12 protein-coding genes are annotated in these 13627 nt (G+C 72.5%); 11 read left to right on the top strand and 1 reads right to left on the bottom strand.

Annotated features, from left to right (window positions below; genetic code table 11):
* Positions 1-6: 6 nt before the first annotated feature.
* Positions 7-2139, top strand: coding sequence for an ATP-dependent DNA helicase (locus ACZ3YO_RS29765; RefSeq protein ID WP_465575323.1), 2133 nt, complete (start codon positions 7-9; stop codon positions 2137-2139).
* A gap of 234 nt (positions 2140-2373) precedes the next feature.
* Here the strand turns inward: ACZ3YO_RS29765 and lexA are convergent, their stop codons facing one another.
* Positions 2374-3036, bottom strand: a complete 663-nt coding sequence (gene lexA, locus ACZ3YO_RS29760) for a transcriptional repressor LexA (RefSeq protein ID WP_224281048.1) — start codon at positions 3034-3036, stop codon at positions 2374-2376.
* Between the two features lie 585 nt (positions 3037-3621).
* Between lexA and nrdR the strand changes: the two genes are divergently transcribed.
* From nrdR to ACZ3YO_RS29710, 10 genes are all read left to right on the top strand, one after another.
* Positions 3622-4119 carry a transcriptional regulator NrdR gene (gene nrdR, locus ACZ3YO_RS29755; protein WP_396323787.1) on the top strand — a complete coding sequence of 166 codons (498 nt, stop codon included), beginning with the start codon at positions 3622-3624 and terminating at the stop codon, positions 4117-4119.
* Positions 4120-4330: 211 nt separating this feature from the next.
* On the top strand, positions 4331-7219 hold the full coding sequence (locus ACZ3YO_RS29750; RefSeq protein WP_465575319.1) for a vitamin B12-dependent ribonucleotide reductase: 2889 nt from the start codon (positions 4331-4333) through the stop codon (positions 7217-7219).
* 176 nt (positions 7220-7395) lie between these two features.
* Positions 7396-8160 (top strand): SDR family oxidoreductase, encoded by a 765-nt coding sequence (locus ACZ3YO_RS29745; RefSeq protein WP_465575316.1) that lies wholly within the window; start codon positions 7396-7398, stop codon positions 8158-8160.
* Positions 8161-8191: 31 nt separating this feature from the next.
* On the top strand, positions 8192-8428 hold the full coding sequence (locus ACZ3YO_RS29740; RefSeq protein WP_396323784.1) for an RNA polymerase subunit sigma-70: 237 nt from the start codon (positions 8192-8194) through the stop codon (positions 8426-8428).
* Positions 8429-8431: 3 nt separating this feature from the next.
* Complete coding sequence (locus ACZ3YO_RS29735; RefSeq protein ID WP_465575312.1) at positions 8432-8998, top strand: Clp protease N-terminal domain-containing protein; 567 nt, start codon at positions 8432-8434, stop codon at positions 8996-8998.
* Positions 8999-9226: 228 nt separating this feature from the next.
* A complete protein-coding gene (locus ACZ3YO_RS29730) occupies positions 9227-10915 on the top strand; it encodes a sensor histidine kinase (protein WP_465575309.1) in 1689 nt (562 codons plus the stop codon).
* Entirely contained in the window at positions 10915-11358 is a 444-nt protein-coding gene (locus ACZ3YO_RS29725) for a roadblock/LC7 domain-containing protein (protein ID WP_465552006.1), read from the top strand. Before ACZ3YO_RS29730 ends, ACZ3YO_RS29725 begins: the two co-directional genes overlap by 1 nt.
* Positions 11355-11723, top strand: coding sequence for a DUF742 domain-containing protein (locus ACZ3YO_RS29720; RefSeq protein WP_465552004.1), 369 nt, complete (start codon positions 11355-11357; stop codon positions 11721-11723). Before ACZ3YO_RS29725 ends, ACZ3YO_RS29720 begins: the two co-directional genes overlap by 4 nt.
* Complete coding sequence (locus tag ACZ3YO_RS29715; RefSeq protein WP_465575305.1) at positions 11704-12384, top strand: GTP-binding protein; 681 nt, start codon at positions 11704-11706, stop codon at positions 12382-12384. Before ACZ3YO_RS29720 ends, ACZ3YO_RS29715 begins: the two co-directional genes overlap by 20 nt.
* Entirely contained in the window at positions 12381-13625 is a 1245-nt protein-coding gene (locus ACZ3YO_RS29710) for a cytochrome P450 (protein WP_465575302.1), read from the top strand. Before ACZ3YO_RS29715 ends, ACZ3YO_RS29710 begins: the two co-directional genes overlap by 4 nt.
* Positions 13626-13627: the final 2 nt, after the last annotated feature.

The raw sequence follows: 13627 nt of genomic DNA, 5'->3' as shown, positions 1-13627 counted from the left end.
AGGGTCATGACGAACGACTCCGAATCCCAGCTCCCCGCCGACGCCGCCGAGGACGCCGCCGCCGATTCGGCCGCTGCCGACGCCGCCGAGGCCGCCGTCCCGCGGGCCCAGCTCCCCGAGCTGCTGCACGCCGCCGTCGAGGCCGTCGGCGGCGTCGAGCGCCCCGGCCAGGTCCGCATGGCCGAGGCCGTCGCCGACGCCGTCGACCACGGCGAGCACCTGCTGGTGCAGGCCGGCACCGGCACCGGGAAGTCCCTGGCCTACCTGGTGCCGGCCCTCGCCCACGGGGACCGCGTGGTGGTCGCCACCGCCACCCTGGCGCTCCAACGCCAGCTGGTCGAGCGGGACTTGCCGCGCACGGTGGAGGCGCTGCACCCGGTGCTGCGCCGCCGCCCGCTGTTCGCGATGCTCAAGGGCCGCTCCAACTACCTCTGCCTGCACCGGGCCAACGAGGGCACCCCGAGCGAGGAGGGCGAGGGCCTGTTCGACCCGGTGGACGCGCTCGGCGGCCCCACCGGCAAGCTCGGGCAGGACGTGCTGCGGCTGCGCGACTGGGCCGACGAGACCGAGACCGGTGACCGGGACGACCTCAGCCCCGGCGTCTCCGACAAGGCCTGGGCCCAGCTCTCGGTCACCTCCAAGGAGTGCCTGGGCGCCACCCGGTGCGCCTACGGGCAGGAGTGCTTCGCCGAGAAGGCGCGCGAGCGGGCCAAGCTGGCGGACGTCGTGGTGACCAACCACGCGATGCTGGCGATCGACGCCATCGAGGGCGCGCCGGTGCTGCCCGAGCACGGGCTGCTGATCGTCGACGAGGCGCACGAGCTGGTCAACCGGGTCACCGGCGCGGCCACCGCCGAGCTGACCGTCGGCGCGGTCAACCGTGCGGTGAAGCGGGCCGCGCGGCTCGCCAACGAGAAGGCCGTGGACGCCCTCCAGGGCGCCGCGGAGAACTACCACGGCCTGATGGAGACCGCTCAGCCCGGCCGGGTCGAGGAGCTGCCCGAGTACCTGGCGTACGCGGTCACCGCGATCCGGGACGCCAGCCGGCAGGTGATCACCTCGCTCGGCGAGACCAGGGACAAGTCGCTCAGCGACGAGGACGCGGTGCGCAAGCAGGCGATGGCCTCCGCCGAGGCGCTGCACGAGACGGCCGAGCGGCTGCTCGCCGACTCCGAGTACGACGTGGTCTGGATCGAGCGCAGCGACCGGTTCGGGATGGGCACCGCCTCACTGCGGGTCGCCCCGCTGAGCGTCTCCGGGCTGCTGCGCGAGGGCCTGTACAAGGAGCGCTCGGTGGTGCTCACCTCGGCCACCCTGAAGCTCGGCGGGGACTTCAACGGCGTCGCGGCCTCGGTCGGCCTGCCCTCGGAGGCCCGGCTGCCGGACGTGCGCGGGCCGGGGGACGCCCCGGAGCCCGGTTTCGGCGAGGACGTGGTGCCGCACTGGCGGGGCATCGACGTCGGCTCGCCGTTCAAGTACCCCAAGCAGGGCATCCTCTACGTCGCCAAGCACCTGGCCGACCCGGGCCGCGACCCGGAGCGTCCCGACATGCTGGACGAGCTGGCCGAGCTGATCGGCGCGGCCGGCGGGCGGACGCTGGGCCTGTTCTCCTCGATGCGCGGCGCCCAGACGGCCGCCGAGGCGATGCGCGGGCGGCTCGACAACCGGATCCTGCTCCAGGGTGAGGACACCCTGGGCGAGCTGATCCGGGAGTTCGCCTCGGACGCCACCACCTGCCTGTTCGGCACGCTCTCGCTCTGGCAGGGCGTGGACGTGCCCGGCTCGGCGTGCCAGCTGGTGGTGATGGACCGCATCCCGTTCCCGCGTCCGGACGACCCGCTGATGAGCGCCCGGCAGAAGGACGTCGAACAGCGCGGCGGGAACGGCTTCATGGCCGTCGCGGCCACCCACGCGGCGCTGCTGATGGCGCAGGGGGCGGGCCGGCTGGTGCGCGCCGCGGACGACCGGGGCGTGGTGGCGGTGCTGGACCCGCGGGTGGAGACCAAGCGGTACGGCGGGTACTTCCGGTCCTCGATGCCGGAGTTCTGGTACACCACCGACCGCAACCAGGTGCGGCGCTCGCTGGCGGCGATCGACGACTCGGCGGCGCCGGTCCGGCCGGTGGTCAGGAAGGGCTGAGCGGGCGTTCTGGGCGGGTCTTCTCCGCGGGCGTTCCGAGAGGGCGTTCCCTGCGGGAGTTCTGAGCCGGACCCGGCGAGTACCTGTCCCGTGGGCCCGGGAACGCCCCGTCGGAGCGCGCTCGGGAACGCCTCCCGCGTGGCCCGGGAACGCCTCCCGCGTGGCCCGGGAACGCCGGAGGGGCTCCCCGCACTCTGCGGTGGAGCCCCTTCCCGGTGCGTGCTGTGGCGGCGCTCAGAGACGGCGCAGGACCGCGACGACCTTGCCCAGGATGGTCGCGTTGTCGCCGTTGATCGGCTCGTACGCCGGGTTGTGCGGCATCAGCCAGATCCGGCCGTCCTCGCGCTTGAGGCGCTTGACGGTGGCCTCGCCGTCGATCATCGCGGCCACGATGTCGCCGTTCTCGGCGACCGGCTGGCGGCGGACGGTCACCCAGTCGCCGTCGCAGATGGCCGCCTCGATCATCGAGTCGCCGCGCACGGTGAGCGCGAACAGCTCGCCCTCGCCGACCAGTTGGCGCGGCAGCGGGAAGACGTCCTCGACCGTCTGCTCGGCCAGGATCGGACCGCCGGCGGCGATCCGGCCGACCAGCGGCACGTACGAGGTGGACGGGCGCCCGGCCGTCTCGGCGGTGTTGGGGCGGGCCACCTCGACACCGCGGACCTCGTAGGCGCGCGGGCGGTGCGGATCGCGGCGGAGGAACCCCTTGCGCTCCAGGGCCATCAGCTGATGGGCGACGGAGGAGGTGCTGGACAGGCCGACGGCCTGGCCGATCTCGCGCATGGACGGCGGGTAGCCGCGGCGCTGGACGGAGTCCCGGATGACCTCGATCACCCGGCGCTGGCGCTCCGTCAGCCCGGCCTCGTCGGTGCGGATGCCGGGGGGGCGCCCCGGCATCGAGCGCGCGGGGGCGGGGTGCGAGTCGTCCAGCACGGGGGAATGCTCGATCGGCTGGTCGGGAACGCGGCTCGTGCTGGAAATGGCCGCGCCGGAGAGTCGGTGTTCTTCGCTACGGTCCATGCTGACGTCCACACTCTGCTGATTCGTGGTGCGCTGCCCCACCTTGAGCTGGGAGTGTTCCTGCACCGGGATGGTGTTGCTTTCGATCGTGTTCACGGCGGCCCCTCTCGACGGCTGTCCTCTCCCTTTTCCAGCCCAACGGCACCTCCTATCGAAAGGTTGCGCCAAACACACGTTCGAGTGAATTATTCGGGAGTTGGCTGACTCGATCAAGGCTTTGTTGTACATCGATTAAATGTTCGACTCGAAGTCGGCCCCGGCAGTCTAATCCGCACCGGCGGGACCGTCGCGTCCGGACCGACACGCCCGCCGCGCTGCCTCCCCCGAAGACCTACATGTAGTGGCTACAGTCCTCATCGTGCCCAGTACTAGTGGTCACGGTGCATGATCAGCTTGCCGAGGCCGGGTCGTCATCGCGTAGACTCGACCAGTCCGCACGTTCTGCCCGGGAGGGATCCTCAGGTGCACTGCCCCTTCTGCCGGCACTCCGACAGCCGCGTCGTCGACAGCCGGACCACCGAAGACGGCAGCTCGATCCGCCGCCGCCGGCAGTGCCCGGATTGCGGCCGCCGCTTCACCACGGTGGAGACGGCCGCACTCATGGTCATCAAGCGCAGCGGTGTCACCGAGCCGTTCTCCCGGGAGAAGGTCATCTCCGGAGTCCGCAAGGCCTGCCAGGGCCGCCCGGTCACCGAGGACGCCCTCGCCCAGCTCGGCCAGAAGGTCGAGGAATGCGTGCGGGCCACCGGCAAGTCCGAGCTCACCACCCACGACGTGGGTCTGGCCATACTCGGACCGCTCAAGCAGCTCGACGTCGTCGCCTACCTGCGCTTCGCCAGCGTGTACCAGGCGTACGACGGCCTGGAAGACTTCGAGGCCGCCATCGCGGAGATCCGCGCCGAACGGCCCGTCCCCGAGGCGGACGGCACCTGCGTGCCCGTCCCCGCCGCCGCGCCCTAGGAGGCCCGGCTCAGCACACCGGCCCCTCCCGGGGCCGATCGCCACACCGGCCCCCTCCGGGGCCGATGCGTGCCCGGAAACGGTGCACAGAACACCACAAACCGTGCGGAAGCAGGCAGGTCGTCGCCTGTCCGCACACCGGAAGAGCGAACCAGCGGTGCCCGGACTTTTCGGGGCACTTTGGGCGTTTGCCCAGGAGGAGGAGCGAGAAGTGACAGACACCACGAGCGGTTCCGCACGCGGGTCGAAGTCCGACAAGGCCACGACGAAGGGTGCCGGCAAGGCGCCCAAGGGCGGCCTGCGGATCGAGCGCATCTACACCACCCCTGGCGTCCACCCCTATGACGAGGTCCGCTGGGAGCGCCGCGACGTCGTCATGACCAACTGGCGCGACGGCTCGATCAACTTCGAGCAGCGCGGCGTCGAGTTCCCCGACTTCTGGTCGGTCAACGCCGTCAACATCGTGACGTCCAAGTACTTCCGCGGCGCCGTCGGCACCCCGCAGCGCGAGTGGAGCCTCAAGCAGATCATCGACCGCGTGGTGCTCACCTACCGCGCCGCCGGTGAGAAGAACGGCTACTTCGCCACCCCCGGCGACGCCGAGGTCTTCGAGCACGAGCTGACCCACGCCCTCCTCCACCAGGTGTTCAGCTTCAACTCGCCGGTCTGGTTCAACGTCGGCACCAAGCAGCCCCAGCAGGTCAGCGCCTGCTTCATCCTGGCCGTCGACGACTCCATGGAGTCGATCCTCGACTGGTACAAGGAAGAGGGCATGATCTTCAAGGGCGGCTCCGGCGCCGGCCTCAACCTCTCCCGGATCCGCTCCTCCAAGGAGCTGCTCTCCTCCGGCGGCAACGCCTCCGGCCCGGTCTCCTTCATGCGCGGCGCCGACGCCTCCGCCGGCACCATCAAGTCCGGCGGCGCCACCCGCCGCGCGGCCAAGATGGTCGTACTCGACGTCGACCACCCCGACGTCGAGGCCTTCATCGAGACCAAGGTGAAGGAGGAGGAGAAGATCCGCGCCCTGCGCGACGCGGGCTTCGACATGGACCTCGGCGGGGACGACATCGCCTCCGTCCAGTACCAGAACGCCAACAACTCGGTCCGGGTCAACGACGAATTCATGACCGCCGTCGAGAACGGCACCGAATTCGGCCTGCGCGCCCGCATGACCGGCGAGGTCATCGAGACCGTCGACGCGAAGAAGCTCTTCCGCAAGATGGCCGAGGCCGCCTGGGCCTGCGCCGACCCCGGCATCCAGTACGACTCCACCATCAACCACTGGCACACCTGCCCGGAGTCCGGACGCATCAACGCCTCCAACCCCTGCTCCGAGTACATGCACCTGGACAACTCCAGCTGCAACCTCGCCTCGCTCAACCTGATGAAGTTCCTGCGCGACGACGACTCGTTCGACGCCACGACCTTCGCCAAGGTCGTCGAGCTCGTCATCACCGCGATGGACATCTCCATCTGCTTCGCCGACTTCCCCACCGAGAAGATCGGCGAGACCACCCGCGCCTACCGCCAGCTCGGCATCGGCTACGCCAACCTCGGCGCCCTGCTGATGGCCACCGGCCACGCCTACGACAGCGAGGGCGGCCGCGCCCTGGCCGGCGCCATCACCTCCCTGATGACCGGCACCGCCTACCGCCGCGGCGCCGAACTCGCAGGCGTGGTGGGCCCGTACGACGGCTACGCCCGCAACGCCGCCCCGCACCAGCGGGTCATGAAGCAGCACGCGGACGCCTCGGTCGCCGCCGTCTCGGTCGACGACCTGGACGCCCCGGTCTGGGCCGCCGCCACCGAGACCTGGCAGGACGTGCTGCGCATCGGCGCGCAGAACGGCTTCCGCAACGCCCAGGCGTCGGTGCTCGCCCCGACCGGCACCATCGGCCTGATGATGGACTGCGACACCACCGGCGTCGAGCCCGACCTCGCCCTGGTCAAGTTCAAGAAGCTCGTCGGCGGCGGCTCGATGCAGATCGTCAACGGCACCGTCCCGCGCGCCCTCAAGCGCCTCGGCTACCAGGGCGAGCAGATCGAGGCGGTCGTCGCCCACATCGCCGAGCACGGCAACGTGGTGGACGCGCCCGGCCTGAAGACCGAGCACTACGAGGTCTTCGACTGCGCGATGGGCGAGCGCTCCATCTCGCCGATGGGTCACGTGCGGATGATGTCGGCGATCCAGCCCTGGATCTCCGGCGCCATCTCCAAGACGGTGAACATGCCGGCCTCCGCGACCGTCGAGGACGTCGAGGAGATCTACTTCGAGGCGTGGAAGATGGGCGTCAAGGCGCTCGCCATCTACCGCGAAAACTCGAAGGTCGGCCAGCCGCTCTCGGCCAAGAAGAAGGACAGCGACGAGGTCAAGGCCTCCGAGAGCGCGTCCGTCGTCGAGAAGGTCGTCGAGTACCGCCCCGTCCGCAAGCGCCTCCCCAAGGGCCGCCCGGGCATCACCACCTCCTTCACGGTCGGTGGCGCCGAGGGCTACATGACCGCCAACTCCTACCCGGACGACGGCCTCGGCGAGGTCTTCCTGAAGATGTCCAAGCAGGGCTCGACCCTCGCCGGCATGATGGACGCCTTCTCGATCGCCGTCTCGGTCGGCCTCCAGTACGGCGTGCCGCTGGAGACCTACGTCTCGAAGTTCACCAACATGCGCTTCGAGCCGGCCGGCCTGACCGACGACCCGGACGTGCGGATGGCCCAGTCGATCGTCGACTACATCTTCCGTCGCCTGGCGCTGGACTTCCTGCCCTTCGAGACCCGCTCCGCGCTCGGCATCCACTCCGTCGAGGAGCGCCAGCGCCACCTGGAGACCGGCTCCTACGAGCCGCTGGAGGCCGAGGAGCTGGACACCGAGACGCTCGCCCAGTCCGCCCCGGTCACCCCGGCGGCCCCGGTGGCCAAGCCCGCCCCGGCGGTCGAGGCCCGCAAGGCCACCCCGGCCCAGCCCCACAACTCGACGGAGCTGATGGAGATCCAGCTCGGCCTCAACGCCGACGCGCCGCTCTGCTTCTCCTGCGGCACCAAGATGCGCCGCGCCGGCAGCTGCTACCTCTGCGAGGGCTGCGGCTCCACCAGCGGCTGCAGCTGACCGCTGACCCGCGAGCGGTGATCCACCGCTGAGGCGGGGCGAGGACTTCGTGTCCTCGCCCCGCCTCTTCGTCGTTCTCCGGGCGTTTTCGTGCCCGGGTACCTGCCGATGTCACAAATCGGAGGGCTGCTCGGTCTCATACGGCAGATGACCGTGACGAGAGGACGGGGACGGCGATGGCCGGGACGGTGCTGGTGACCGGGGCGACGGGGACGCTGGGGCGGGAGGTGGTGCGGCTGCTGGTCGAACGGGGCTTCTCGGTGCGGGGGCTGAGCCGGCGGGAGCGCAGCGGCAGCGGGGTCGCGTGGGTGGTGGGGGACCTGCTGACCGGGGCCGGGGTGGCCGAGGCGGTGGCGGGGGTCGAGGTGGTGGTCGACTGTGCCACCACCATCGGCAGCAAGGACCTGGTGGCGGTCGGGACGCTGCTGGACGCGGCGAAGGCGGCCGGGGTGCGGCACGTCGTCTACGTGTCGATCGTGGGCGTGGACCGGGTGCCGCTCCCGTACTACCGGACGAAGTACGCGGCCGAGCAGCTGGTGCGGGAGTCGGGGGTGGGGTGGACGGTGCTGCGGGCGACGCAGTTCCACGACCTGCTGGTCAAGGTATTCCGGTTGTCGGCGAAGCTGCCGGTCTTCCCGGTGGTGAGCGGCGTGCGGATCCAGCCGGTGGAGGTGCGGGAGGTGGCCGCGCGGGTGGCCGGGCTGGCGGGGGAGGAGCCGGCGGGGTACGCGCCGGACCTGGGCGGGCCACGGGTGCGGACGTACCGGGAGCTGGCGCAGGTGTACCTCGCGGCGGCGGGCAAGCGCCGGCTGCTGCTGCCGCTGCGACTGCCGGGTTCGGTGGTCCGGGCGCTGCGGGCGGGCGGGAACCTCGCGCCGGAGCATGCGGACGGGCGGCGGACCTTCGAGGAGGCGCTGCGCCAAGGTGTCAACCAGGGTTGACGCGGCGCGAGTGTCAACCTAAGTTGACAGTATGAGCGAGAGCAGAGAACTCGCGGCGGCGGCGAGCAGCCGTGATCCGGCGGTGGGGCTCCGGGCGGTGCGGGCGTTGCGTGACCTGGCGGACCGGCTGGAGGGGTTGCAGGTCGGGAACGCCCGGCAGCAGGGCTGGTCCTGGCAGGACATCGCGGTCTGTCTCGGGGTGAGCCGGCAGGCGGTGCACAAGAAGTACGCCCGGCGTGGGCCCGGTGGAGAAAAGGACGGAGGCTGAGCGATGTTCGAGCGTTTCACCGACCGTGCGCGGCAGGTGGTGCTGCGGGCGCAGCAGGAGGCGGCCGGGCTGCGGCACGGGTACGTCGGGACGGAGCACCTGCTGCTGTCGCTGCTGGCGGAGCCGGACGACCCGGCGGTCGTGGTGCTGGTGGGCTCGGGCCTGGATCACGAGACGGCCAGGCAGGCGGTGTTGCGGCTGCTGGGGACGGGGGAGGACGCCCAGGCGCTGGCGGCGATCGGGGTGGACCTGGAGGCCGTCCGGGAGGCGGTGGAGTCGGTGTTCGGGGAGGGGGCGCTGGACGATCCGGGGGAGGGACCGGAGGTGCGGCGGCGCGGCTGGTTCCGGTCCGGGCCGAAGGCGCGGCGGAGTCCGTTCACGGCGCGGGCGAGGAAGGTGCTGGAGCTGTCCCTGCGCGAGTCGGTCCGGCTGAAGTCCGGTGAGATCGCGGTCGGGCACCTGCTGCTGGGGGTGCTCCGGGAGGGCGAGGGTCTCGGGGTCAGGGTGATCGCCGACCACGGGCTGGATGTGGACGCCGTCCGGCGGGCGGTGGAGGCGACGCTGGGCTGACGGAGTTGCGGCGGGCTCGCCGCGGATCGGTGCACGAAGCGTGAACGAACGAGACTGTCCGTCAACTTGCCAGTTGAGGACAACAGCTGAATGGATATGATCGGCCGACTGCGTGAACCGATCAACCGCCCGGAGACGTTTCATCACGTCGGCCGGGCGGTCGCGCATTCGCCTAGCCCGCTGTCGGCGTCAGCCCGTCGACGCCCGCCGCTGCCGAGGACCGCACCGATGAGAGAACGCACCAGCCCCGACGGCGGCCCGCGCCGACGACCCGCCGCGCGCACCGTGGCCCTGACGGCGGCGGCGGTCCTGCTCGCGCTGGTCGTCACCCCGATCGCGATCGGCCGGGCGTCGGCGGCCCACCAGCCGCTGACCGCCGTGGCCGTCGGCGCGGTCGCCGTGCTCTGGCTGATCGTCGTCGGGGTGGCGGCGTCCGCCACCGAACGCGGCCACCGGCTCGGCGCCGCGCTCGCCGGGAAGGACGACGAGGCCATGACGGCCCTGGTCGTGGCCGGTGCGGCCAAGCAGGCGGAGACGGCGGCCCGGCAGCGGGCCGCCGCCGCTCAGGCCGAGTGCGACGCCGCCCGCGCCGAGCTGGCGCAGGCCCGGGCCGACGTCGCCGCCGCGCAGAGCGAACTGGCCCGGGCGCGGGCCGACGTCGAGGCGGAGCGGGCCGACCGCGACCGGTTGGAACGGCTGGCCGACGAGGTGCTGCCCGAGGTGGTGAAGAGGCTCCGCGACGGCGCCTCCGTCGACAGCGCGCTGGCCACGCACCGCAAGCACCCCCAGTACGCGCTGCTGCGGGCCGTTGCCGAGGAGGTCGGCCGGGGCGAGCGGCTGCGGGCCGCCGCCCTCGCGGTCTGCGCGACCGCCGCCGGGCGCGTCCAGGCGCTGGCCACGAGCATGCACGCCGAGCTGCGGGAGATGCAGCACCGGCACGACGAGGAGGTCCTCGGCGACCTGCTGCGGCTGGACCACTCCACCGCGCAGGCGGGCCGGATGGCCGACGGCATCGCCGTACTCACCGGCGCCCGTTCGGGCCGGCGCTGGGCCAAGCCGATCGCCGTGGAGTCGGTGCTGCGCGGCGCGCTCGGCCGGATCGGCGCGTACCAGCGGGTCCGGCTGCACAACGCCAGCACCGCCGCCGTGGCCGGGTTCGCCGCCGAGGGCGTGATGCACGCGCTCGCCGAACTGCTCGACAACGCCACCAACTTCTCCGCCCCGCCGGCCGAGGTCCACGTCTACGTCGAGGAGGTGCCGGCCGGGCTGGCGGTCACCGTCGAGGACAGCGGCCTCGGGCTGGGCGACAGTTGGCTGCGCCGGGCCGAACGGGCCGTCTCCGCCGAGCCGCTGGACCTCACCACGCTGTCGGCGGGCACCCGGCTCGGCCTTGCGGTGGTCGGCACGCTGGCCCGCAAGCACGGGCTGCAGATCTCGTTCCGGCCGTCGGCGCGCGGCGGTACCGGGGTGGTGATGCTGATCCCGCAGCAGCTGGTGACGCACCCCGCCCCGGAGCCCGCCCCGGCGCCCGTACCGGATCGCCCGGCCGCGCAGGCTCCCGCGCGCCCCGCACTCACCCCGGCCCTCCCGCCCGCCATCGCACCTGCGCGCCCCCTGCCCGCCGTGCCGGCTGCTCCGGCGGCCCCCGCCCCGGCCCCCGCCGTCCCCGCCCCGGCCACCCGGGCCGACGCGCCCGCGCCGGTCACCGACAGCGGCCTGCCGCAGCGCCGCCGCGGGCAGACGCTCGCCACGGCCGCCCCGGCGGCCCCCGCCGCCAGGCCCGCCCGTGGCGACGCGGCGAGCGCCGCCGCCCGGTTCGGCGCCTTCCGCCGCGCCTCGCAGCAGGCCAGGAGCGGTGGCGAACCGACCACGGACACCACGCCCGACGCTTCCCCCGTCACCGAGAAGGACTCCTGATGAGCAGCGCCACCGATCGTGATCTCGACTGGCTGTTGGAAAACCTGCTGACGGCCACCCCCGGCACCCGGCACGCCCTGGTGCTCTCCGCCGACGGCCTGAAGCTCTGCCACACCGCCGGTCTCGACGCCGACCAGGCGGACCAGCTGGCGGCGATCGCCTCCGGCATGCAGAGCCTGGCGCACGGCGCCTCGATCGAGTTCGGCGACGGCAGCGGCGGCGTCCGGCAGTCGATGACCGAGTTCCACGGCGGCATCCTGTGCATCGTGGCGGCCGGCGAGGGTGCCCACCTCGCCGTGGTGACCGACGACGACGCGGACGTGGGTGTGGTCGGCCACAACATGCACGGCCTGATCGAGCAGATCGGCGTCCACCTCAGTGCCCCGGCCCGCGAGGACCTGGCGGGCGCGGCGGACCCGGCCCGAGAGAGCGCCCGGGCATGACCGGCCGGCCGGTTCTGCCGGGCCGTGACGACGACCCGGACCGCCTTTACACCATCACCCGGGGCCGCAGCCGGTCCCCGGAGAACGCCTTCGACCTGGTCACCCTGATCGTCGCCGAGCGGGAGCCGGCGCCGGGCATGCAGTCGGAGCACGTCCGCATCCTGCGGATGTGCGAGGCCCCGACCGCCGTCGTGGAGGTCTCCGCCGAGCTGGCGCTGCCGGTCTCGGTGGTGAAGATCCTCCTCGGCGACCTGCTGGAGACCGGGGCGATCACCGCCCGCCACCCCCGGTTCGCCCCCAACAAGGCCCGGCTGCCCGACCTCGACACGCTGAAGCAGGTGCTGCATGGACTCCAACGGCTCTGAGGCACCGGCGGCCCGGCGCACGCCGCTGCGCGGCACCGCCGACAACGCGCTGAAGATCGTCGTGGTCGGCGGCTTCGGCGTGGGCAAGACCACGCTCGTCGGCGCGGTCAGCGAGATCCGTCCGCTGAACACCGAGGAGACCATGACCAAGGCGGGCGAGGGGATCGACGACCCCTCGGGCGCCTGGGGCAAGCGCTCCACCACGGTCGCGTTCGACTTCGGCCGGATCACACTCTCCGCCAGCCAGGTGCTGTACCTGTTCGGCGCGCCCGGGCAGGAACGTTTCTGGTTTCTCTGGGACCGGCTGTTCAGCGGCGCCCTCGGCGCGGTCGTCCTGGTGGACACCCGGCGGCTGGAGGAGTCCTGGTACGCCATCGACCGGCTGGAACACCACGGCACGCCGTTCATCGTGGCCCGGAACAACTTCGGTGAGCCGACCCACACGCTGGAGCAGGTCCGCGAGGCGCTCGACCTGCCCGTGGACGTCCCCCTGGTGGACTGCGACGCGCGCGACCGGGAGTCGAGCAAGCAGGTGCTGATCGAGCTGGTCCGGCACCTGGCCGCCCGGGTCGAAGCGGCCGCCCGCGTCGGGGGCGACGCCGCCCTACTGGCAACAGAAGGCATCACCGACCCGTCCCTGTACGAGGAGAGCACGCCGTGACCGAGCCCGCCGCCACCCCGCCGCCGGGCTGCCCGGCGCACGCCGGCGCCACCCCGCTGTACGGGCCGCGCTTCCAGACCGACCCGGGGCAGCTCTACCGCGAGCTGCGGGCCGCCCACGGCCCCGTCGCCCCGGTGGAGCTGGCCGGAGGCGTCCCGGCCTGGCTGGTGATCGGCTACCGCGAGCTCCAGCTGGTGACCGGTCAGCCGCAGCTGTTCGGCCGCGACTCCAGCCGCTGGAACGCCTGGGAGACCATCCCCGAGAACTGGCCGCTCAAGCCGATGATGGCCCCGGTGCCGTCGATCCTGTACGCCGAGGGCGAGGAGCACGTCCGCCGTTCCCGGGCGGTCACCGACGCGCTGGCCGCCGTCGACCCGTACGAGCTGCGCAAGCACGCGGAGGAGATCGCCGACCGGCTGATCGACGAGTTCGCCGGGCGCGGCGAGGCCGACCTGGTCGCCGAGTACGCCCACCGGATGCCGCTGCTGGTGCTCTGCCGGCTGTTCGGGCTGAACGAGGAGCAGGCGCCGGTCCTGATCGACGGCCTGCTGACGATGCTGGACGGCGGCCCGGACGCGCCCGCCGGCGCGCAGCGGCTGCTCGGCGTGATGCTGCAACTGGTCGAGGAGAAGGCCGAGCACCCCGGCAACGACATCGCCACCGCGATGCTCCAGCACGACGCGGGCCTGTCGCACGACGAGATCATGCGTGACCTGCGGGTGATCCTGATCGCCGGGCACCAGCCCAGTTCGTACTGGATCTCCAACGCGCTGCGGCTGATGCTCACCGACGAGCGGTTCGCCGCCTCGCTCTCCGGCGGCCGGCGCAGCATCAGCCAGGCGCTGAACGAGGCGCTCTGGGAGGACACCCCGACGCAGATCTTCGCCGGCCGCTGGGCGACCCGGGACACCCAGCTCGCCGGGCAGCGGATCGCCGCCGGGGACATGGTGCTGCTCGGTTTCGCGGGCGCGAACGCGGACCCGTCGGTGCGTCAGCCCGACGGCAGCCCGGCCGAGGGCAACCGGGCGCACATGAGCTACTCGTACGGCGAGCACGGCTGCCCCTTCCCGGCGCAGGAGGCGGCCGAGGTGATCGCCACCACCGCGATCGAGGTGCTGCTGGACCGGCTGCCGGACCTGCGGCTGGCGGTGGCCGAGCACGCGCTGGTCTGGCGCCCGTCGGCCTGGGTGCGCGGGCTGGTGGCGCTGCCGGTGTCGTTCACCGCGGGCTACCACGCCTGAGC

It is taken from the genome of Kitasatospora sp. NPDC022785, from assembly GCF_055561295.1.
Note: the sequence above shows the minus strand (reverse complement) of the source record. Positions and strands in the feature narration are given on the sequence as shown.

Excerpts from the sequence above, each read along its gene's own strand:
- ACZ3YO_RS29765 (WP_465575323.1), top strand. The coding sequence starts at position 7 with ATGACGAACGACTCCGAATCCCAGCTCCCCGCCGACGCCGCCGAGGAC.
- lexA (WP_224281048.1), bottom strand. The coding sequence starts at position 3,036 with ATGCCGGGGCGCCCCCCCGGCATCCGCACCGACGAGGCCGGGCTGACG.
- ACZ3YO_RS29745 (WP_465575316.1), top strand. The coding sequence starts at position 7,396 with ATGGCCGGGACGGTGCTGGTGACCGGGGCGACGGGGACGCTGGGGCGG.
- ACZ3YO_RS29740 (WP_396323784.1), top strand. The coding sequence starts at position 8,192 with ATGAGCGAGAGCAGAGAACTCGCGGCGGCGGCGAGCAGCCGTGATCCG.
- ACZ3YO_RS29735 (WP_465575312.1), top strand. The coding sequence starts at position 8,432 with ATGTTCGAGCGTTTCACCGACCGTGCGCGGCAGGTGGTGCTGCGGGCG.
- ACZ3YO_RS29730 (WP_465575309.1), top strand. The coding sequence starts at position 9,227 with ATGAGAGAACGCACCAGCCCCGACGGCGGCCCGCGCCGACGACCCGCC.
- ACZ3YO_RS29725 (WP_465552006.1), top strand. The coding sequence starts at position 10,915 with ATGAGCAGCGCCACCGATCGTGATCTCGACTGGCTGTTGGAAAACCTG.
- ACZ3YO_RS29720 (WP_465552004.1), top strand. The coding sequence starts at position 11,355 with ATGACCGGCCGGCCGGTTCTGCCGGGCCGTGACGACGACCCGGACCGC.
- ACZ3YO_RS29715 (WP_465575305.1), top strand. The coding sequence starts at position 11,704 with ATGGACTCCAACGGCTCTGAGGCACCGGCGGCCCGGCGCACGCCGCTG.